Source organism: Staphylococcus sp. FW104-15G4D, from assembly GCF_058790135.1.
In genome coordinates this window covers 657,554-680,786 of sequence record NZ_JBYTCH010000002.1, presented here as the reverse complement: position 1 = coordinate 680,786, position 23,233 = coordinate 657,554, and the positions used below count along the sequence as shown (strand labels likewise).

At 30.7% G+C, this 23,233-nt stretch carries 18 protein-coding genes; 13 read left to right on the top strand and 5 right to left on the bottom strand.

What is annotated here, in order from left to right; translation table 11 throughout:
• Window positions 1–637: 637 nt before the first annotated feature.
• From AC3WQX_RS09540 to AC3WQX_RS09515, 6 genes are all read left to right on the top strand, one after another.
• The gene (locus AC3WQX_RS09540; protein WP_070862170.1) at window positions 638–2,875 is read left to right on the top strand and encodes a DNA-directed RNA polymerase subunit alpha C-terminal domain-containing protein; all 2,238 of its coding nucleotides are present in this window, start codon (window positions 638–640) and stop codon (window positions 2,873–2,875) included.
• A gap of 93 nt (window positions 2,876–2,968) precedes the next feature.
• Complete coding sequence (locus AC3WQX_RS09535; protein ID WP_281133822.1) at window positions 2,969–3,913, top strand: hypothetical protein; 945 nt, start codon at window positions 2,969–2,971, stop codon at window positions 3,911–3,913.
• On the top strand, window positions 3,913–5,139 hold the full coding sequence (locus tag AC3WQX_RS09530) for a ParB N-terminal domain-containing protein (protein WP_049427138.1): 1,227 nt from the start codon (window positions 3,913–3,915) through the stop codon (window positions 5,137–5,139). Before AC3WQX_RS09535 ends, AC3WQX_RS09530 begins: the two co-directional genes overlap by 1 nt.
• A complete protein-coding gene (locus AC3WQX_RS09525; protein ID WP_492740077.1) occupies window positions 5,117–6,985 on the top strand; it encodes a DEAD/DEAH box helicase in 1,869 nt (622 codons plus the stop codon). Before AC3WQX_RS09530 ends, AC3WQX_RS09525 begins: the two co-directional genes overlap by 23 nt.
• A gap of 328 nt (window positions 6,986–7,313) precedes the next feature.
• Entirely contained in the window at window positions 7,314–8,294 is a 981-nt protein-coding gene (gene sph, locus AC3WQX_RS09520; protein WP_172969468.1) for a sphingomyelin phosphodiesterase, read from the top strand.
• A gap of 250 nt (window positions 8,295–8,544) precedes the next feature.
• Window positions 8,545–9,063 (top strand): dihydrofolate reductase family protein, encoded by a 519-nt coding sequence (locus AC3WQX_RS09515; RefSeq protein WP_030062707.1) that lies wholly within the window; start codon window positions 8,545–8,547, stop codon window positions 9,061–9,063.
• A 264-nt stretch (window positions 9,064–9,327) separates the two neighbouring features.
• Here the strand turns inward: AC3WQX_RS09515 and AC3WQX_RS09510 are convergent, their stop codons facing one another.
• Window positions 9,328–9,822 carry an isoprenylcysteine carboxyl methyltransferase family protein gene (locus AC3WQX_RS09510; RefSeq protein WP_030062708.1) on the bottom strand — a complete coding sequence of 165 codons (495 nt, stop codon included), beginning with the start codon at window positions 9,820–9,822 and terminating at the stop codon, window positions 9,328–9,330.
• Window positions 9,823–10,041: 219 nt separating this feature from the next.
• Window positions 10,042–11,019, bottom strand: a complete 978-nt coding sequence (locus tag AC3WQX_RS09505; protein WP_492740076.1) for a tRNA dihydrouridine synthase — start codon at window positions 11,017–11,019, stop codon at window positions 10,042–10,044.
• Between the two features lie 308 nt (window positions 11,020–11,327).
• Between AC3WQX_RS09505 and AC3WQX_RS09500 the strand changes: the two genes are divergently transcribed.
• The 3 genes from AC3WQX_RS09500 (at window position 11,328) to AC3WQX_RS09490 (ending at window position 14,874) form a co-directional block, all read left to right on the top strand.
• Window positions 11,328–12,377, top strand: a complete 1,050-nt coding sequence (locus AC3WQX_RS09500) for an ABC transporter permease (protein WP_030062709.1) — start codon at window positions 11,328–11,330, stop codon at window positions 12,375–12,377.
• A gap of 12 nt (window positions 12,378–12,389) precedes the next feature.
• Window positions 12,390–13,052, top strand: a complete 663-nt coding sequence (locus AC3WQX_RS09495; RefSeq protein ID WP_049427145.1) for an ABC transporter ATP-binding protein — start codon at window positions 12,390–12,392, stop codon at window positions 13,050–13,052.
• A 352-nt stretch (window positions 13,053–13,404) separates the two neighbouring features.
• Window positions 13,405–14,874: a trypsin-like peptidase domain-containing protein gene (locus AC3WQX_RS09490; protein ID WP_430625452.1), complete on the top strand. Its 1,470-nt coding sequence runs from the start codon at window positions 13,405–13,407 to the stop codon at window positions 14,872–14,874.
• Window positions 14,875–15,442: 568 nt separating this feature from the next.
• On the opposite strand, the gene AC3WQX_RS09485 is transcribed toward AC3WQX_RS09490, so the two are convergent.
• Window positions 15,443–15,940 (bottom strand): hypothetical protein, encoded by a 498-nt coding sequence (locus AC3WQX_RS09485; protein ID WP_492740075.1) that lies wholly within the window; start codon window positions 15,938–15,940, stop codon window positions 15,443–15,445.
• Window positions 15,941–16,267: 327 nt separating this feature from the next.
• Between AC3WQX_RS09485 and AC3WQX_RS09480 the strand changes: the two genes are divergently transcribed.
• The 4 genes from AC3WQX_RS09480 (at window position 16,268) to AC3WQX_RS09465 (ending at window position 19,665) form a co-directional block, all read left to right on the top strand.
• Window positions 16,268–16,417: a hypothetical protein gene (locus AC3WQX_RS09480; RefSeq protein WP_002454314.1), complete on the top strand. Its 150-nt coding sequence runs from the start codon at window positions 16,268–16,270 to the stop codon at window positions 16,415–16,417.
• Between the two features lie 190 nt (window positions 16,418–16,607).
• Window positions 16,608–17,564, top strand: coding sequence for a phosphotransferase (locus AC3WQX_RS09475; protein WP_030061391.1), 957 nt, complete (start codon window positions 16,608–16,610; stop codon window positions 17,562–17,564).
• 15 nt (window positions 17,565–17,579) lie between these two features.
• Window positions 17,580–18,458 carry a T3SS effector HopA1 family protein gene (locus AC3WQX_RS09470; RefSeq protein WP_030061393.1) on the top strand — a complete coding sequence of 293 codons (879 nt, stop codon included), beginning with the start codon at window positions 17,580–17,582 and terminating at the stop codon, window positions 18,456–18,458.
• Window positions 18,459–18,552: 94 nt separating this feature from the next.
• Window positions 18,553–19,665, top strand: coding sequence for a quinone oxidoreductase family protein (locus AC3WQX_RS09465; protein WP_030061395.1), 1,113 nt, complete (start codon window positions 18,553–18,555; stop codon window positions 19,663–19,665).
• Window positions 19,666–19,809: 144 nt separating this feature from the next.
• Here the strand turns inward: AC3WQX_RS09465 and AC3WQX_RS09460 are convergent, their stop codons facing one another.
• Both AC3WQX_RS09460 and AC3WQX_RS09455 read right to left on the bottom strand, forming a co-directional pair.
• Window positions 19,810–20,511, bottom strand: coding sequence for a response regulator transcription factor (locus tag AC3WQX_RS09460; protein ID WP_049427166.1), 702 nt, complete (start codon window positions 20,509–20,511; stop codon window positions 19,810–19,812).
• A gap of 4 nt (window positions 20,512–20,515) precedes the next feature.
• On the bottom strand, window positions 20,516–23,170 hold the full coding sequence (locus tag AC3WQX_RS09455; RefSeq protein ID WP_064212302.1) for an ATP-binding protein: 2,655 nt from the start codon (window positions 23,168–23,170) through the stop codon (window positions 20,516–20,518).
• Window positions 23,171–23,233 lie beyond the last annotated feature (63 nt).

Sequence of the window (23,233 nt, the reverse complement as noted above, 5' to 3'; positions counted from 1 at the left end):
GACTTTTATAATAGTAGGGATATTGTTGGTAGTGGAAGGACGTACTTTTAAATAGTGATTTTGCTAGTATTTCACGTCAGTTAAATGAAATTGTTGATGATGTATTCTACTAGTAAAAAGCATTGATTTCACTCTATAGAACTAATAATTTATGCGAGGTAGTTTAATTAAATTGAGACTTCTCAAATGAGACTACATCTAAAATTTTAAATAAACTAGAAGAATTAATGAATTTTAAAAGACTAAGACATACGCTTAGGTACTGATAAACTGTATCTAAGCGTATTTCTATTGCGTGAAACTTATTCTAAGCTCCCCGTTATGGTGTGAATATTCTAAAGTTTGAGTGGGCACATCATAAACATAAAACCTTCCTCTTTTTCACTAAGAGAGATTAAGGGTAATATTCTGCTTTTTAGTAAAAATGAGTTTTAAAATTAATATCTTATATAATATAAGATTTTGAACAAATATTTTATTTCCCGAAAATGAAACAAGAAGAGGTTTTATTTTAAAAATACTAACATTTCAGAATAGTGTTAAAAAAAGAAGAAAGTATATTTTCACCAAACTAAAAATGTTGTATAATTCATTTTAATATTAGTTTTAAATATTAGAATTATAATTAGGTGGATTTATGGAAAATATAAGAATTAGTGATTTAAACTTATCAAAGAGCGCCCGTAACATTCTATTTAAACAAAATATAAAACATGTAAAAGCACTTATTACTCTAACTAACGATGATATTAATAATTTAGAAACCTTTAGCGAAAATATGCGAGAAGAAATATTTAATTATAGAAACAAATTAATTAATATTAATAATTCTAATTATAGTAATCTTGAAGAATTATTTGGGAGCAATTTTTTAGCGCTTTTAAGAGCAGAGAACATAAAAAATATAAAAGAGCTAAATAAAATAGATGTTAATGAAGTGATTTATAAAAAAGCAGATAATCAATTCATAATGTACTCGCCTTTGTCTAATCGTTCAAAAAATCAATTAATTAAACATGGCTATGTTTATAATTACCAGATTGAAGATTTAACAGATGATCGCTTGGAAAAAATTAGAAATTTAGGAACAAAATCAATCAAAGAAATTCAAGAATTTAGAAATCACCTTATTTCTAAAATTGAAGAAGAACATTCAATTATTCAAACGTTGTCAATTGAAGAAGTACGGTTGCTTAAAATTGAGGAAGTACTTAAAGATAGAGAAATTTTAAAAATATTAAAAATGAATAATATCCATTTAATAGGAACTTTAATTGAATTGAATTATGAAGATATTCATAAGTTAAGAGATATAAATAATAAAACTAGCTTAATTATTAAAAAAATAATTAACCAATTAAGAGAAGAATTAAAATTATCTAAGAAGGATTTATATACTTTAGTTATTCAAAATCCAGAGTTATCTATTGAAGACATCATTAAAATTAATACACCTAAATCAAAGTTTAATATAGCTATAAGATATCTGAGCGGAAGCAAATATCTAAATGAAATTTCAACCAATCATCAAGGATTTAGTAATAAGGAGAAAGCTATAATTACTAGGTATAATTTAAATAATCTAAATAATTTGTTATCAAGCTCTTATTCAAGGCTATTATCTTATTCTTATGTTGGCAAGAAAAATTTAATCTCTATTCTTAAGAAATTGCTTCAACAAGTTGTGGTTTATAATAAGCATGAAATTTTTATGGGGGATACTTCTAGACTTTATTTTAAATTTTCAAGACAAAAATTTTTATTAAATTTGAAAGAAGTTTTGCTAAATGACTTAATTGAAAAATTTAATGTAATTAAGGAGAAAGAATTATTAGATGAGAAGATGTCATTAACTCAAGAATTAGATTTATTAGTAAATAATAATATTGTTACGGAAAAATTAATGAATTTAGATGTATCAAAACTAGCAGAAGATATAGCTTATATATTTATAAAACAAAGTGAATTTTTATACGATATAGATGAATTAACTAATAAACTAAGTAATGAATTTAAACGGATTGATTGGGACATTACTATAAAACAACTACTAGAACAAGATTTAATAGGTAAGAATAAATTCGGAAAAATATTTTCAAAAAAGCCTTCGATTTTGCTTTATGCAGCTGAAAACTTCGATGCTACTAAATTTGAAATGATAAGACTTAGATTAAAAGGAAAGACTTTAGAAGAAATTGGAAAAACTTTAGGTGTAACTAGGGAACGTGTTAGACAAATAGTAAAAAAGATTTTAGATAGTACTGATGAGGTGTTTAGAGAAGATGATAATTCATATTGGTTCAAAACATATAATTTAGACGCAAAACAATATGCGTTATTTTTTAGAGATGATTTTTATAATTATTTATCCATCCGTTACAAAAAAGGGAACCATTCATGGGAAGATATCATTTATGATGATAAAGCCTCTGTTGAATTAAAAAAGAGCGTTAGAAATGAGTTGCTTAAAGGTAAAATCGAATTAGGTAATAAAGTAATAAATAGAAATCGAACAGGGATTATCGATTATATATTAGAAGAATTCTGTCAAGATGCAGTGCATATTTCCGATGTTTTACAACTTTATAATTTATTTATTGAAGAACAAGGTCTAAATAATCAAGAATTCAATATAGATATTAGATACTTAGAAAATAGATTAAGTGATACTTCAAGTTCTGTAAGTCAAGGTAAGAAGATATATAGATATTATAACTATAATCAATATGACTGGGATAGTTTTTATAAAAATATAAATTTTGAAGAATGGAAAGATTTAGAAATTTCTTCATTGATAATTTTTAAACAATATCCAATACTCATGAAAAGTTATGATATTAGACATGCTAATGAATTACACAATATTATTAAGTGAACTTTGAGCGTAGTAGAAGATTTACGCATAGACTTGTCACGTATGCCAAATATTAAAGTTGGAAATGTAAATAGAGAACAATAGGTAAAAGACTTGATGTTCGAGTATGCACCAATTCATATTAATAATTTTGTAGATTTATACTATGAAAATTATGGAATAAAAAAACAAACAATTAAAGCTAATTATTTACAATTCATAGATAACTATATATCTGGTGAAATTATTAATGTAAGTTATGATTCATTAAGTAAGAAAGATATTGATTATGTTCAGAGAATTATTAAAGATCAAGATTTCATATTTATTGAAGACATCAAAGCTGAGTTAAAATATGAAATTAAAGAAATACAACTTATATTAAAATATTTAGGCTATAAAATATTTAGTTCTTACATATTAAAAAATCATTATGAAACTAGTGTAAGTTATTTTAATAAGAATTTTTACGATCAAAAAAATATACTAGATTTTACTAATATAGATAAAAGACTATGGAGATTAAGCACATTTACCTCTTGGTTATTTTATAAATTTAAGGAAATGAAAATATTTGAGTTTTTTCCAAAAAAATTTATAACCATCAAAAAACTTGATGAGATTGGTTTAACTTATAAAGTTTTGAATGATTTTAGAGAGGAAGCAATTATAAAACTAAGTGACCATAGAGTGTGGTCTATTAACACACTAATTGATTTAATTGACAGTGAGGATATAGATCAATATGGTTTTGAACCATTATTTTATCGTTCAATTTTACGAGGCGTAGACAATATATATAGTAATAAGATGGGAGGTAATTATCTTTTGAAATTAGATGAAGACTTTAGCTTAACAAGTTTAATTGAAGAAGAAATAATTGGAGAAAAAGTAATTGACATCTTTGATTTAACTCAAATAATTAATGATAAATATGATGTTCAATTTAATTATTCTAAATTGATTGAATCAATCAAACATACAAACATGTATTATGATGAAATAATGGAAAAAGTTTATTTGGATTTAGATTACTATTATGAGGAGTTTGAAGCTTGATGAATGAAATAAATGAAGATAATTTAATTAAAACAGGATTAACAAACAAATTAACAGTTGATGGCATTACTAAAGCATATGATGTTTATAAAATTAAACTAAATGAATTATATTATAATGATCAAAACGACAGAATAGCGACATGGATTAGTAAATACAAAGCGGAAAATGAATTAGAAAATTTTGATTTAAATGATATTGAGTATTATAACGATATAATTCACGAATTTATCAAGAAAAGCGATGAAAAAGCTTTTAAAAAAACTAAAAATAATATAAAAGCATTAGAACAAACTGAACCTGCCATCATATTAAAAGATGGTCGAATTATTGATGGAAATAGAAGGTTTACATGTTTACGCGAATTATCGAAAGAGAATCCTAAGTTCAATTATATAGAAGCTATGATAATTGGCAAGGACATTCATGAAAGTAAAAAGGAAATAAAATTATTAGAATTATATTTACAGCATGGGCGGGAAGAGAGAGTTGGATATAATCCGATAGATAAGTTAGTGGGCGTTTATAATGATATTGTGAAACATCAACTAATTACTAAAGAAGAATATGCCAAAAATACTGAACAAAGTTTAACAGAAGTTAATAAAATGGTTAATCGAGCAGAATTAATGGTTGAGTTTTTAGAATTTATTGAGATGCCAGAACACTATTACTTGGCACGTGAGTGGGATTTAGACGGTCCTTTGGGCGAAATAACTGCAGTACTTAATAAAATAAAAACTGAAGAAGACCGTATAGATATGAAAAATATTATTTTTACTAGTTTGTTAAATAAACCTGACACTGATATGACAAGATATGTTCGTAAAATGAAAGATTTAGTTAATACACCTCAGTTCAAACCATTTGTCGAAGAAAACCGTGAATTGAGTGAAGAAGTTCTTGAAAAGTTTGAGGATGAGGAAGATGTAACGCTTGATTTTATTAATAAAGAGATACGTGGGAATGATGACTTAAAAGAAAGTTTTAAATCAATTTATACTAAATATCAAGAAAAAATTAAAAAAAGAGTGACACTTGATGCACCTAAAAAACAGATTGAAAAAGCTATAGATGTATTACAAAATATTGATTTTAATATTGTTCTTAGATTAGATGATGAATCGGATTACCCTCAATTTTTAAATTCTTTGGAAGAATTAGAACAAGAAGTAAATAGAATAAAAAAAGAGGTTTATGGTAATGATACAAGTTCTTATCAATAAAGATAATCAATTGATTATTCGTTCAACATCTGATGTTTTAAATCAATTTAAGAAAAAAACAGGATTTAAACTTTATTTAAGAAGCTATGTTGAAATAAATTCAGAAGAATTGATTATTTTTAGGGCGGATATCTACTATAAAAACCTAAAAGAAATAATTAAGAGAATTAAAAAAATTGGAAGTAAAATCAATGAAAAAGTGTTAGTTGATTCAAATGTTACTAATTATTTAGCTAATATTGATTCATACATTAACTATAAGTATACAGTAGGTAATGATATTAAAAATGATGATATAAGATTTGATGACCGATATGAAGAATTTCAAAGTGTAGTAAATAATCAGTTAGAAAGAAAGTTAAGAAGCAAGCAAATGAAAGATGCGTTTTATTTGTCTATGATGCAAAAAGCTGGCAATTTTTCTGTACCAGGATCAGGTAAAACATCTACAGTATATGGTATGTATGCATATTTAAATGTGAAGAAAAATGTAAACAGAATCGTAATGATAGGGCCATTAAACTCATTCGGGTCATGGATAAGTGAGTATCAATCTTGTTTTGGAAAAAAAAGAAAATTAAACTACCTAAATATTAAGGATCTTAATACATCTAATGAAAAGAAAATGATACTTAAATATGAGAGTGGCAACAAAGAATTGATTCTTCTTAATTATGAAATTTTAACTAGATTAGAAGATGAAATTAAAAATTTAATTAATAATGAAACTTTAGTAGTGTTTGATGAGGTACATCGCATTAAGAATCCCAAAGGGGAAAACGCGGGAGCAGCATTAAGAATAACTGAAAATGCCAAATACATGGTTACTTTAACTGGAACACCTATACCAAATGGATATAAAGATATTTATAATTTATTAAATTTGATGTATCCAGCTGATTATAATCACTTTTTCAATTTTGAAATATCCTTATTAGCAAACCCAACAAATTCAGAAGTAAAAGTAATTAATGATAAAATTCAACCATTTTTTACTAGAACCACTAAAAATGAATTAGGAGTTCCTCCTACTAATAACGATAAAATTATAAAAGTATCATCAAGTTCAGAAGAGTTGCAACTTTTTAATATATTATTTTCTAGATATAAGACTAATCAGTTAGCCTTGTTTGCTAAGATTATGCAATTGGAAAGTTCGCCTTCAATGTTATTAGAGAAATTAGATTTAAAAGAGTTTGAAGAACTATTAGATTTGAGTGGAAACCATGAAGATTTAGTTGAATATATAGATTACTCTCAAGATATCGAAGATTTAGTAAATCAAATAGAAATCACTTCAAAGATGCAAGCGCTTTTATCTCTTATAAAAGATATTGTCAGTCAATCTAAAACAGCAATCACATGGTGTATTTTTGTAAAAACAATGTATGATTTAAAACATTATTTAAATTCTATGGGTATTAGAGCTGAAGTTATTTCAGGATCTGTTCATCAAGAAGAACGTAACGAGATAATTAGTAGATTTAAAAATAAAGAAATCGATATTTTGATTACAAATCCCCACACTCTGGCAGAATCGGTTTCTTTACATCAGACTTGTCACGATGCTATTTACTTTGAATATAGTTACAATTTAGTTCATTTATTGCAATCGAAAGATAGAATTCATAGATTAGGATTAAAAGATGATGATTATACACAATATTATTATTTCCAACAAAATTACTCGTTAGAAAATGGCAATTATTCGTTAGGTGAAAGAATTTATAATAGACTATCTGAAAAAGAGCAATTGATGTTGGATGCTATTGATAAGCATGAATTAGAAATATTACCTACGGAGGATGAAGATCTAGTATTCTTCTTTAAAAACGTTATAGATTAATCGATTAATATATGGTGTAAACAACTAAGAAATTAATGAATAAATTCAAGTTTAATTACTATAGATATAAGTACTAAAAAATAAAATTATATTACTATCTATACATAGTAGTGCTTTATAAGATATGTGTTTATCAAAAAGTTATCCTGTATTCAATTTTAATCACTACATTCCTATGTTATTGAAATTATACTCAACTTTACAACAGACCTTTATTTTTTTAATTATTTATTAAAATTTTATTTAATTATAGTAATTTTTAAAAATAACAAAATTTCTTTTGTTATACTCATTTCATCAAACGAAATGAGGTGTATGAATGAGGTATTTGAACTGGCCACGCAAATGTTTAACCACTACATTCCTAATTGTAAGCAGTTTATTATTAGCATTTTCCACAATTACACATGCTAATGAAAGTAAGTCTGAAGACAGTCTTAAAATTACAACACATAACGTTTATTTCTTGCCTACAGCATTGTATCCCAATTGGGGACAATCGCAGCGCGCTGATTTAATTTCAAAAGCTGATTATATACAAGGTCAAGACGTCGTTATTTTTAATGAATTATTCGATAAAAAAGCATCCAATCGTCTTTTAACAAATTTACAATCTCAATATCCTTATCAAACGCCTATTGTTGGTAAAGGTACAGACGGTTGGCAACAGACTTCAGGTACTTATAGAGAAGTAAAACCAGTGAGCGGTGGCGTTGGTATTGTAAGTAAATGGCCAATCGTCGAACAAGAACAACATATTTACAAAAAGGGGTGCGGCGCTGATAAAGCTGGCAATAAAGGTTTCGCATACATTAAAATTAATAAAAATGGTAAATACCAACATATAATTGGAACACACCTTCAAGCTGAAGATCCAATTTGTATTAAAGGAAAAGACCAAAAAATCAGACAGAGTCAAATGGATGAAATTAAACAATTTATCAAAGATAAACATATTCCTAAAAATGAACCCGTATATATCGGCGGTGATTTAAATGTCATTAAAGGTTCAGAGGAATATCAACAAATGCCTGAGAACTTGAACGTTTCATTACCTACACAATTTGATGGCAACGCCTATAGTTGGGATACACAAAGCAATGGCATTGCGAAATATAACTATCCTAAATTAGAACCACAGCATTTAGACTATATTTTACTAGATCGCGACCATGCTCAACCAAGCTCATGGCATAATAATGTACACAAAGTGAAGTCACCAGAATGGTCTGTGAAATCTTGGGGCAAGACATATAAATATAATGACTATTCAGACCATTATCCACTTTCTGCATATGCATCAAATTAGTATTGCTATGTATTTGAATATTAATACTTAAAATAGGAGCTATATGGAAATCACAATTCAAAATTGATTTCTCATATAGCTTTTTTTTAAATTACCAATTCATCAGTATGGGCCCTCTTTGAGTAACTTTACAAAGGAATTATAAACCAAACATGCTAATATGTATGAAGTAAATAATAAATGTAATTGTATGATGTGAGGACGCTCAAATTTAGACTGAGCTACTTATATATATAAGGGGGAATTTTATATGGCAAAAGAGGTATGTGCTTATCTAGCTGTTTCAGTAGATGGTTTTATAGCAGATAAAGATGAATCAGTTCAGTTTCTAGAGGAGGTTAAAGGCGAAGGAGATAATGGCTATTCTGACTTTTATAATAGCGTAGATATTGTTGTAATGGGAGGCCGTACCTTTAGATGGTTAATTGATAATGGTGTAGAAGAGAATCCATATCAAGGTAAGAAGGTAGTAGTAATCTCATCAAAAGTCACAGATATTGATTGGGATATTGAATTCTATAGTGGTGACTTAGACGAACTTTTTAATAGATTTAATGATAATGAAAAAATATGGATTGTTGGTGGAGGTAAGTTGATTTCAACTTTAATTAATTTGAAGATCATAACATCGTTAAAGTTGACCATAGCACCAACAATACTTACCCAAGGTGTTGAGTTATTCAATTCAATAGATGAGAAAGTAAAACTCCACTTACGTGAGGTTACACAATATAATCAGTTTGTCGAATTAGATTATGAAATCATTTAATCAAATAAGGTGGTAGATTATTATACCTGCTCAATTATAATAGTTATGATTTACAAAAGGGGAAGTGTGACGGTTGTCTGAAGTAAGACAAACAGTAATGTTAAATTATCTTTTTGATATCAATTGGTTACTTTTACTTCGATTAAACAACTTAGTAAAATTCTTCCTTCACATATCTACTAAACATGTTAAAAGCCTATAATTACGGATGAGTACGTTACATTTAAACGCGTTATTCATTTCCGTGATTACAAGCTTTTCATTTTACATATTCATTAATTTTTCTTCTTGTTTAATACGCACAAATAGGAAATATGCATAAGGTATTAGTAATACCGTTGTATAAGTTGCGTGAGTTAATAATAACACCCCAATTAACTCTGGAATGATATTTAAGAAGTAATTTGGGTGCTTCGTCACTTTATATAATCCTGATTTAATAATAGGATGATTTGGTAAAATGAATAATTTCAAAGTCCAAATACCACCTAAAGTTTTGATTACTATAAATAACATGATATAAGCAAAAACTAATATCATTAAACCGATGCTATTCACTAAACTAAAAGTATCTTTGTTTATAAGTGCTTCTACACCTGCACAAACGTAGATTAAAACATGAGTGATTGCTAGAAATTTTGAATTTTTAACGCCATACTCGATAGCGCCATTTGTTATTAATTGTTGTGAATGATTAATAGATATCTTTAAACTAATTAATCTGATGCAGAAAAAGATAAGTAAAATAGTTAAAATCATGGTGTCCTCCGTCTTTTTATTATATGTATAAACCTCAAATTGATAACATACAGTATTTTATAAAGGAAACGCATGAAATACTATTAACTATTTATTAATTTTAGAACAATGACATTATTTATTTTTTAGTTTAATCATTAGGAGTCAATCATTCCAAAAGCGAACATTATCAAAATATCCCCTGATAATCACATGGTTAACAGGGGGGATTAGTATATTTTAAACTTCTGTATTATTTCTTTTAGCTTCAAATTCATCAAGCAGTTCACGTGCTTCGTCTATCGTTTCTGTACTCATCAACTTATGGCGCAATTGACTCGCGCCTTTAATGCCACGAATGTAGATTTTAAAGAATCTGCGTAAAGCTTTAAATTGTTGTGTCTCCTCATTTGAATACTTTTCATACAATGATAAATGTAATCTAAACAAGTCTAATAGTTCTTCACTTGTATGTTCACGTGGCTCTTTCTCAAATGCAAAGGGATTATGGAAGATGCCGCGACCGATCATTACACCATCAACACCATATTTATTAGCAAGTTCAAGACCTTTCTGTCTATCTGGAATATCACCATTAATCGTTAATAAAGTATGTGGTGCAATCTCGTCACGCATTGTTTTAATAGCTTCAATCAATTCCCAATGTGCATCTACCTTACTCATTTCTCTACGTGTACGGAGGTGGATGGATAAGTTTGCGATGTCTTGTTCAAAGACGTGTTTGAGCCAATCTTTCCACTCATCTATTTCATAATAACCAAGGCTTGTTTTAACACTTACGGGTAGTCCACCTTCTTTAGTGGCTTGAATAATTTCAGCCGCTCTTTCAGGACGTAAAATTAGGCCAGATCCTTTACCTTTTTTAGCAACATTTGCAACAGGGCAGCCCATATTTAAATCAATCCCTTTGAAGCCCATCTCCTTTAAACCAATACTCATTTTACGGAATTGCTCAGGCTTATCTCCCCATATATGAGCGACCATAGGTTGTTCATCTTCACTAAACGTTAGACGACCACGAACACTGTGTATACCTTCGGGATGACAATAACTCTCAGTATTTGTAAATTCAGTGAAAAACACATCCGGTCTAGCAGCTTCACTCACAACATGACGAAAGACAATATCCGTCACGTCTTCCATTGGCGCCAAAATAAAAAATGGACGTGGTAATTCACTCCAAAAATTTTCTTTCATAATATATTTAAACCTTCTTAATTATTAGTATCTCGCACATTTATGCATGATGATATTACCATAAAATGTGAACATACACAAAATGAATTTTAATAGCTATCATTTTTGGAAAGGGAGTCTACGAGTAGTCTAAAAAAGAATGAAAGGATAATGATTTTTTTCTAAAATAGTTACAAACGTTATGGCGCTTAACTTTCTAGATTTAGTTGTATGATTTCTGACCATAAATTTTCAGAAGTACATTTATTATCTTCCATAGTTTAATAACTGCTATACTAGATTAATAATACAGACAAAGGAGGTATTATATGTTTCTTGCATGGAATGAAATTAAACGCAATAAGCTAAAGTTTGGCCTGATTATCGGTATTTTAGTTCTTATAAGTTATTTACTCTTCTTACTTTCAGGTTTAGCTAATGGTTTAATTAACATGAATACAGAAGGAATTAAAAAGTGGAAAGCGGATGCTATCGTTTTAAATAAAGATGCGAATCAAACCGTGCAACAATCCATTTTCGAAACATCTAAATCGAACGATAAATTTAAAGAGACCTCCTCATTAAAACAAATGGGCGTTATCGCCTCTAATGGTGATAGTGAAGAGAATGCACTACTCTTTGGGATTAAAGCAGATTCATTTTTAATGCCGAAAATAGTTAAAGGTAAAAAATTTGCTAAAGACAATGAAGTCGTTATTGATCAGACACTCAAAGATAAAGGGTTTAAAGTAGGAGATAAGATTAAATTATCTCAATCCGATGAAAAATTACGCATCGTAGGTGTCTCAGAAAGTGCAAAATATAATGCTTCACCTGTTATTTTCACTAATAATAAAACGATGCAAAAAATCAATCCAACATTAACTACAGATAAAACCAATGCAATAGTTGTGCGAGATAAACACTGGAAAGATAAAAAAGTAGACAAAGATCTTGAAGTGGTAGGTATTAATAAATTTATTGAAGATTTACCTGGATATAAACCACAAAATCTAACAATGAACTTTATGATTACATTCTTATTTATCATTTCAGCAACAGTGATTGGCGTATTCTTGTATGTTATAACATTGCAGAAGAAAAACTTATTCGGTGTTTTGAAAGCACAGGGCTTTACTAATGGCTACTTAATGAAGATGGTTTTATCACAAACATTTATCCTAGCATTGATTGGTACATTGATAGGTCTTGTACTTACTATCCTCACAGGATTTGTCCTACCAGAAGCGGTACCGGTTGAATTTAATATTGTGACGCTCATAGTGTTTGGGGTTGTTTTAATATTAACGTCCTTGATTGGCAGCTTATTCTCGGTATTATCTATTAGAAAAATTGACCCACTCAAAGCAATCGAATAAGGAGGTGCTACAATGTTGAAGTTTGATCAAGTATCGAAAGAATTTAAAGATGGTAACCAAATGATTGAAGCTGTTAAATCCACATCTTTGACCTTTGATAAAGGCGAATTAATAGCTATTGTAGGGCCTTCTGGTTCCGGGAAAAGTACATTCCTAACAATGGCTGGCGCACTACAAACGCCTACACACGGGGAAATATACATTAATGATAATAAAATTTCACAATTGAGTCAGAAACAACTTGCTAAGATGAGAATGAAAGAAATTGGTTTTATTTTACAATCTACAAATCTAGTGCCATTTCTAACTATCAGACAGCAATTTCGTTTATTGAAAAATTATAAAAAAGAAGTTTTAAGCACTGGCGAATTTGAAAAATTATTAAATGATTTAGGTTTGAAAGAAATTGAAAATAAATTACCATCTGAAGTCTCAGGGGGACAAAAGCAGCGTGTGGCAATCGCTAAAGCAATCTATACCCAACCGTCTATTATTTTAGCGGATGAACCAACAGCTTCGTTGGATACAGAAAATGCGATGGCAGTAATGAGAATTCTTAAAGAACAATCTAAACAACGTCATAAAACATGTATCATTGTGACGCACGATGAACGTTTAACAAAATTCTGTGATAAAATGTATCATATGGAAGATGGCTATTTAAAAGAAAAGTAGTAGAATAGCGAAATATAAAAATTATAATGATAACGAGTAAAAATTATCGGTTTATTACACACCTCATCATTTAGAACAAACTCTAGATGATGAGGTTTTCTGTTTTAGTTCTCTGGATCAGTGGTGATTATAAATATCATTGCTGATATAACACTATTTTATAATTATTTTCAATTCCATTTTAAACTGTAAAAAACTTTATTGATAATCAATTGTTTATATTGTGCAAAACTCACTCATGCATTATAGTTAAAATACATATAAAAAATATACTTATTTCGATAAGAAAGTGGGGACATGCACAGTGTATAGAGGGGAATTATTGGGAAAATTCATTTACACTTCAATTGTGATGCTAGTTATTTTTAGTCTCTCTGCGTTATTACATTTCAACAAGGCAGATGCTGCTACTAAAGGTAATACTGTGATCGTAAAAGAGACACCTAAACACCAAGTAGCTAAACAGTATACAAATCAAACACCTAAAACTAAAAATGGCATTCAACCAACACAAATAACTCATAAAAGTAATCAGCCTACTAGAACGAAAAAATATACAAAGCCAACAAAACAAACAACAACACAGTATGTTAAACGTACGAAACCATCTTCGACTCATGTAGTAACAAACAATCTTCACAAACAAAGTACTACTAAACATGTGGGAAAGTCTTATTCAAAGCAAACGACTCAACCAAAACAACGTAAAACACTTAAACACACAATTATTCATCACAAAGTTTCACCAACTAAAGTTAAACCTCAAAAGACAACGAAAGCTATCAAACCGGGTAACAAGAAACCTCATTGGTTATCAACAGCAACTAAAACGAAAAAGACACCATCAACTTCAAAAGTTACTAAAACGACACCGAAGCGCACTTCCTCAACTGTAACAAAAAAGAAATCCACAAAACCGAGTGTCAAAACTTCAATCAAAACAACGACTAAGTCAAAAGCAAAACCAACCTCAACAGTAAAAGTAAAATCAAAATCAACATATTCGCAACCTAAAAAGAATTACTACAATAAACCACCTAAACGTTGGCCATCCAATGTACCAGGTGGGGATAATGTGCGTGATTTCGGTCAAACGACAAAAGAATCAGGTATTGATGATGCTTTAAAAATTATGAAGAAATCGGGTAATAAGGGCGTTACAATCGAGCATACTAAAGCGAAAGATGCTAATATCGCAACTGTATTTAATTGGAATCCGACAGCTAAACAATTAACTTACGGCACGGGTACAGCAATTGGCAGACATACGATTTTAACTGCGAATCATGTAGTGAATGATCAACGTGCACATAAACCACTAACACCTGCACAACCTGAGAACATGAGAATCAACTTATTACAAGAAGGTTCCAAAGTAGTTCGTTCGCTCCAAGTATTTGGCGTTCAAATGTTGCAATACGGAGATGTCGCATTGGTTTATACATATGAAGACATTTCTAAATATATGAAAATACGTAAGATTGCATCAGAAAGTACCATTAAATCAATGAAAGCTAATACGCCAATTCATATGTATCACTATGGTACGCCATATGGAAAATATAAAAATGATCCAGCTGATACGATGTATCATTCTAAAGGTAAATATTCTATGACTGCACGAAATGTAAATCCTATCGGCTACTATCAAATGATGGCTGAACCCGGTTCATCTGGTGGAGCTGTTTTAAATAGTAAAAATGAAATTATCGGCGTACACGCGTTTAGAGTGGATGCTGGAGATTATAAGAAATATCATTTAAACACAATGGCAGAAATTAGAGGTAAATTACGTAAGGAAATTATAGATAATATCGTGTAATATTAAGAGTTTAGGGAAATTTTTAACAACTCACACTAATCAATAAGTCTTTAGTAGATAATTAATCACTTAAAACAAACTAGATAAATATAAAGAGCGTTCTCAGAAATTTTTTGAGAACGCTCTATTATTTATAAAAATGTATTTTAGTCTCTACTTACTGATTGAGGTTTTTCAACACTATTTTGTTGGTCGTTATTTTGGTTGTTATCAGCATCTTGAGAAGCGTTGTCAGTTTGTTGTTGCTCCGCTTGTGTATCATTATCCTGATTTTCTTCTACCGATTGATTTTGTTCTTGTTCACTATTTTGAGCAGCTTCGGTTTCTGATGTGCCTTCCTTACTTTGACTACTATCATCATTATTCGATTCTTGTTGTGATTGATCTTCGTTATTTTGTTTCTGTTGGTTATTTTCATTTTGCGATTGTTGCGCATTTTGATCATTGTAATTTGGATGGCTTAAATCTTTACCGAATAATTTTCTATTTTGACTATTCGGCCCTTTATATAACGAACTTTCATTAGCATGTTGAACATGTCTTTCTTTCTCTGCTTTAGTTCTTCTATCTATATAACCATTAACATGACCTGTCTGCTTATTAACAGTAGTAGCCCACTCATTGGAAAGCCTGTGGCATCACGTGCTGTAAAGGTAATGTAGTATTCTTTACTATTAGATTGGTTTGAATCAACTTTGTAATCATCATTTGTGGCTGAATTTTTAAAGTGCTCTTTAGCATTTTGAATCGCTTCATCTTCTGAAATCGTCCCATTATTTGATTGGTTTTCAGAATTTGTCTCGTTATTGTTTCCTTCATTGCCTGGATTTGAAGCATCATTATTTTCGGAACCATTTGCTTGTCTTTGATTAGCTTGATTTGTTTGGTTATCTACCTTGGTATCTTTATTACTCTGCTTGTCTTTAGACTGATTTGAACTATGTTCACTACTTTCTTCATTATTCTTTTTACCTTCACCTTGATTATCGTCTGTACCGATATTGAGTGAACATGCCCCTAGTAAGAACGTACTTAATAATACAGTCCCTAATAATTGCTTTTTCATAATCATCCCTCCATTTATACATCGTACAATATTTTTAAATTATTGTTAATATTACGCTGTTTTATATATTTATTATCTTTTTTATATTTTGAATGATTTGAGGTCCTTCTAACGTAGCAGTCTTGAATTTTTGAAAATTGTTTCACGATAAACTTACTTAATTTTTATTAAACATTAATATTATCTTTATACTAGTGACAATTTTATTATTTTATTTATTAAGATATTAATAATTTTAATGTAAATTTACATATAAAAATTGAATTTACTCTTTTTCGGAATTATAATGAAAGCGGTTGCTACCCTATAACATCAGGAGGAATCGATATGGAAAATATTTTAATCAACGGATATAGTCACTATACATCATCAAATAATATTCAACGAAGTGCAATTGAAGAAAGAGATTTAGGTGATGGTCGTACATCATCAATTTCTGCATCCGTTTCTTATACAGTTACTTGGAGTGCAGCTTAACGCAGTTAATCATCAATAATGTTAAATTAAATGACTAAGATTATAGGGTAGTAACTTTTTAATATAAATAAAGAAATGGCTATGTGAGATATTAATATCTAATTCATAACGCCAAACATTACATAAATCATACCTTACACATTTTAAAAATAAAAAATGTAATTTACATGAAAGGAGCTTAGAACATTTAATGCAAAAAGTTAAAGAAGGTCGTAATATCATCAGTCTTGAAGAAGATGGAACAACTCAATATTTACATAAAGTAATTAAAGGACCTAAAGTTGACGCGCTCAGAAGATACAATAATTGCTTGAAATGGGAAGACATACGCACAGATACTATTCGATTGAAGTCTCCAAAGTTGATTGACCATGATGAAGACAGTTTATCGCTTAAATATCAATGGATTGAACATGCTACATCGTTAGAAGAAGAATTAGAACAACCATCCCCAAATTTTAAACACAAAATCGCAAAAGCTGCAGATATGTTAGTGACATTACATTTATCTGATATCAATGATGTGGATATAGATTCAGAAGACCAGTTACCGCAGCGTGAATCGTTGTTATATGCATTAAATAAATATGAATATGCCGGCTGTACGGGCGCAGAACTAGAGTTGTTTAGTTTATTGCAACAAGACTCAGAACTCGTAGAAACGATAATGCAGCAATCTCATGATAATGACGTCTGTATTTGTCATGGTGATATTCGTTTGGATCAGTTTATATTTACAGATGATGATATTTGGATTATAGATTTTGAAGAATTACGTAAAGGGGATCCAAGTAGAGATTTAGCGGGACTAATTGGTTCTATTTATTTTGATTGCTTATTAAAAACTTTTACCGAAACGACTCAAGAAACTTCAGATGCTAAGGAGATAGAAGATCAGTTTATGGAACGAGGTCTTAATTACATTGAACAAATGAGACCTTTAATTCAATTAGCTTATCAAACATATGTATCTAAGAAAATGATTAATAACATACATCTTGCTCGAAATATTGGATGGTTTCTCGTGGAAAGAATCATGAGCAGAGCTAAATTTTCATTTCGTTTAACTGCCATAGATAGAGCGATTCTTGGGATAGGTAGAGAAGTAATAGTGTTTCCAAAAAATCTAATAGAACTATTTGAATAAATTGGAGGACGTACTATGACAGAAAAAGTGAATACGTTAGAAGATTTAGCACAAAAAATAGAATTAGAAACGGATTTAAACAAAGTTAAAATCGATAATGAAACATATGATGACGTCCTTGAAAATCAAAAAAGTAAGTTAAAACAGTGGTTATATTCGATGTTACATACTGGAAATTTGAACAATCAAGTCAAACAATCATCAAAAACATTTAATGATTTAAACGAACAAATTGCCAGTAGCATTAAAGATCCTGGGATTCGAGTAGAGACGAGTACACAAAACTTTAACGGTCAAATCTACCATGTTATTCAAGGGATTCGAATCAAAGAAGAAGTAAATGAAGATAATAGTATTGTTGTGCCTTGTTCTAGACCTAATTTGACGCCTGGATTTTTCATGTTCGTACATACAAATAATGGTTTACATATTAATAAGGTTACACGTCATTATATTTATGCAGACACGCCTCAATATGCTATAGAGTTATGGAGTAAATGTGTAAATGAGTTAGTTGAAAAGAACGTGAGTTTTTCTGCTAAAATTTTATCCTCCTCTGATAGTTATCCAAGAAATGACGCACTCGTGTTTTACAGTAGTGAAGATAAAGACAAAGTTGAAAAAGTATTAATTGAACATGTTAAAAAGGCTCCTATAAAGATTAAAAAAGCCTCTCAACTAGCGAGTCAATTAACATACAACCTCTTTACAGCTGAAGAGCCTATTCAAACTAATGGTATTCAACAGAGCTTTGGTGAACATCGTTGTAGTGCTATAGCCGACGCCATTCAAGACTACTTTATTACAGGTGCTTCCTTCAAATTATTACTAAAGCAAAGATTCATTGCGAATCAGATAGATATTAATGATTTGTCTAAAAATAAAGTGAAGTGAACAGAGATTTATGGTGTGTGCGCTACATTATGAAAATGCTCTATCCAAAAGTTTTAAAAGTGTGTGACTTATACTGATAGGAGTGACTCAGCTTATGAAAGTTTTAGCTTTAATTAATACAAATTTAGTATTAGAAGAAGATGTAACGATGTTACCTGATGTAAGTATTGCAGGAACACCCATTCATTGTGGTTTGATTGAATTAGAACGACCAAGTTTTAACGAAGATGCATCAGAGAACGAACATTTCGTGTTAGTAAAAGTTGATGCGTTTTCTTGCAATTATAGAGATAAAGCCATTATTCTAAAAGCCGCTTTAAAAATGCAAGAAGATGTAAATTCTCAAGCTCCACCATTCGATTATTTTGGTTCTGACTTTGTAGGGAGAATTGTAGCTAAAGGATATTCAGTTGATGAATTTGAAATTGGACAACGTGTGATACCCAACTGTGCGTATCCCGACCCTCCTTTTCCAGGGGTGGCACCTGGAGCAGTCACAAACGAAGCTTCAAAAGGATGGCTCAGATTGCATAAATCAAAGCTTATCAAAATACCAGAACATATGAATAACGCAGTTGCAGCAGGCTTCTCAATAGGTAGCCAAACTTCAACAAGCATGGTAAGGCGTGTAAATCTTAAGCAGAATGAACGTGCACTAGTACTGAGCGGTCGCTCTAATACGTCTATGTTTATTATTAATAACTTAATCAGTAAAGGAATCGATACGACAATATTAACTACATCGGAATGGACGCCTGAAGAACAAGCACTCATTCGGCCAGCTAAATTACATAAAGTAGATAGGAACATGCAGAAGTGGGAAGAAGACTTAGGTGAATTTGACGTCGTATTTGATCCTTATTTTGATTTGCATTTAGAAAAAGCAGTGAATCAAATGAAAGTAGGCGGACGCTATATTACATGCGGTTATAAAAACCAACATCCCGCCTTTTCTGAAAATGAAGATGAAAAAACACCTAACCATCTGAAAAATATTATGTTAAAAGTTATGCTCAATAATCTATCATTAATAGGTAATTGTATCGGAACTTGGGGAGACTTAGAAAAAGGTATTTCAGATTATAATGAAAATGAGTTTATTGTTCCAATCGATAGAAGCTACTCTATAGAGGAAGGTAGTGCATTTGTTGACCGTACCTATAACACACGAGGACGTCTAGGCAAAGCAATCATGTTATATGATTAAAAGTTAAAAAGATGTTAGAAGGTTATTCATACTACTACTTAATTAAAACTTCATAAATATAAAAGCTATATATAAAACGCCACAATCCTCTTCAACAAAGAATGTGGCGTTTACATTATTATTAATATATACAAAGCTTTAATATCACTCCAAATGTTGCATTTGATAACCAATTCTTGGATGGGTGATAATGAGTTTTTTCATACTACTTTCATACGTTGTATCACTGTTATTAAGCTTCTTCCGCAGTGAGGCCATATGTACTCGTAATGATGACATGTCACACTTATTGACGTATCCAAATAGTGCTTTTAATAAAACCTGATATGTTAATACCTTACCAACGTGCTGACTTAAAATTTCTAATAATTGGAATTCATAAGGTGTTAGGTGAATAGCCTGTCCCATCATATAAACAGAATTACCGCTGAAATCAATGATTAACGGGCCGTTCTCAAAGTTATTTTGCATCGTGTCAGGCCGTTTCGAAACGCGAAGTGCAACCCTGATACGTGCTTGTAATTCATCAATATTAAAGGGTTTAGTCATATAATCATTCGCCCCGTAGTCTAACGCTTTTACAATAGTTTCCTCTTCTGTTCGCGCACTGATAACGATAATAGGGGTGTCCACACATTCTCTTAATCGTTTAATTAAAGAAAGCCCATCAATATCTGGCAAACCTAGATCAAGTAATATAATATCTGGATGTTCTGTTCTAATGCGGAAGTCCGCTTCTCTACCTGTTTTCGCTTTAATAACTTTATAGTAACTCATAGTTAATGCTACATCGATTAAATGTAAAATTGCTTCATCATCTTCAACAACTAAAAGTGTAGATTTCATCATCTCACCCTTCCATTTTTATTTGTTCTTTATCTAAATAAAAATAAAATATACTGCCACTTGGTTCATTGGATTGATATTCTAATTTACTGTGATGCTGTTTTAATATAAGTTGGACTAAATACAAACCGAGTCCTAGGCTATCCTTTTTATTATCTTTAAAGTAATCCCCCGAATAATATGGATTGAAAATTAAATCTCGCTCTTCTTTAGGTATACCTTTACCATTATCAATGATTTCAAATAATATCTTTGAGTCTTGTTCATGCACGCGTAAGGTGATAACAGAATGCGATTCAGAGTGCTTTAATGCATTTTCTACCAAATTAAATAAAACTTGTAGCATTAATTTGCTGTCGATATATACCAGTGCGAATGTTCCATTATCTTCAATAGTGACTTTATGATTTTGATGACGACGCACGAGTCCATCTTCAAATTCTTCGAGTAGCTCCTCTACAAGGTATGAGGTGCGCTTAATTTGAATATCTGAACGCTCTAATTTCGTTAGAGAAAGTATATTTGTGACTAACGTATATAAATATTGTGCCTCTTCGTATGAAGCGGTTAACAGTTGCGCGCGTTCATTTTTATCCAAGCCATCATTATGATATTTCACTACATCTAAATTACCGATAATAGATGTTAATGGCGTTCTAATATCATGTGAAATAGATTGTAAGAAATTTGATCTTGTAGCTTCTCTTTCAGCTATTACCATCGACTGTCTCGTTTGCTTGAGTAGGGCGACATTTTCAACGGCAAGGGTCAAATCGTTTAACATTGAATCTAAGATAGAATTGTCGTATGTATCGATGTAATCCTCATCTGTAAACTGAATCGAAATAATACCCTTAACTGGTCTTGTACCAATTGGAATACATAGAAATTTACTACCTGGGAAGGTGTTGGTTAGTCTACCCGCACGTCTTTCATTCTCTATTACCCAACTTAACGTTTCAGCATCCTCAGTCCCATGGTTATGCTCACTCGAGCTAACTCCAAACGACGCGGACTGCATCACTTTCTTAGCTTCGATTTGAAATACAGTAACATCCTGCTTTAATAATTGGTGAATTTGATCACCAGCCACACTCAACAACTTCATAGTCGCATATGATTCCTTAATCGACTGATTAAATTGCAACATAATATCTGTACGATATAACTGACGTTCGGTGAGGGAGTGTTGATATTTTAAATTTTTCAATATGCCACTCGTGAAAATGCTAGCAAATATGCTCGTCACAAAAGTGATGGGATATTCAAAGCGATACATTTCTAGCGTAAACCTCGGCACAGTAAAGAAATAGTTAAAGACGAAGACATTTAATATCGATGCGAAGAAACCAATTAAATATGACTGTGTCCAAATGGAAAGTACGATAATGCCAATAAAAAACATTAAAAGAATAATAGCACTAGACTCATTCTTATCCATCTTATAAATCCACATTCCTAATAGTACGCATACAATTTGGATGGTTAACATTTTAACGATATCGATTGATAACGTGAGTTGGTATGGTTTTTTATCTTTTTTACGGCTACTCCGATCACGATTTTGCTTATCCGAATAAATCTGATGTATCGGGACAATCTCTAATTTAAAGTGATGCGTAGTATGATTAATCTGTTCAATTAATGACTTCTTAAAGTACTCTTTCCAAGGTGGTTGTTCAGACTGACCGAGCACCAATTTAGTCACAAATGATTTATCGCACGAATCAATCAATGTCTTCGCAATATCTTGTGCATATAACACCTTAATCTCAGCACCTAGTGATTTGGCAAGCATCAGATTTTTATGAACATAATGATCTTGCGCACGACTTTCAGAACGTGTTTCAAAGGTGTCGATATAAATAGCAGTAAACTTTGCATGCTCTTTATAAGCTGCGCGTCTTGCTTCACGAATCACACGTTCATTATAAATACTTCCACTTACAGCTACTGCAATATGAGGCGTAACATCAGTATGCTTCGTTTTATACTGTTGCTCTTTTTGACTCATAATATCCGCAACAGTTCTTAGCGTAAGTTCACGTAACTCTGTCAGGTTCTCATATGTGAAAAAATTGGAAAAAGCAGTATCCAAGCGTTCCCTTTTGTATACCTTTCCAGCCTTAAGGCGTTGAATCAACATATTTGGCGAAATATCAACGACTTCATAAGCATCAGCAGACATTATAAATTGATCTGGAACACGTTCTGATACTTGGATACCTGTCATCAGTGCTATTTGTCCACTCAAACTTTCAATATGTTGAATATTAAGTGTCGTCCAAACATCAATGCCATGAGAAAGAATTTCTTCAATATCCATGTAACGCTTTAAATGTCGTGTTTTTGAGATATTCGTATGGGCCAACTCGTCGATAAGCACAACATCTGGATGCGCCTCAACAATTTGATTCACATCGATAAAGTGAAAGAGATGACTCCCAAATTTTCGGCTAGAGGTCTTAATTTCTGGTAGTTGTTTAGCAAGCGCACTTGTCTCAGGACGTTGATGTGGCTCTATATAGCCAATTTTAATATCGACACCTTCTTTATAAAGGTCGATACCGTTCGATAGCATTTCATATGTCTTTCCAACACCAGGGCTATAACCTAAATAAATGGTGAGTTTACCTCTGTGTCTATGTGAACTTTCCATATGCCACCACCTCTTAATTACATATTAATTAAGATTAATCTATTTATCCATTTTTATTTTTAT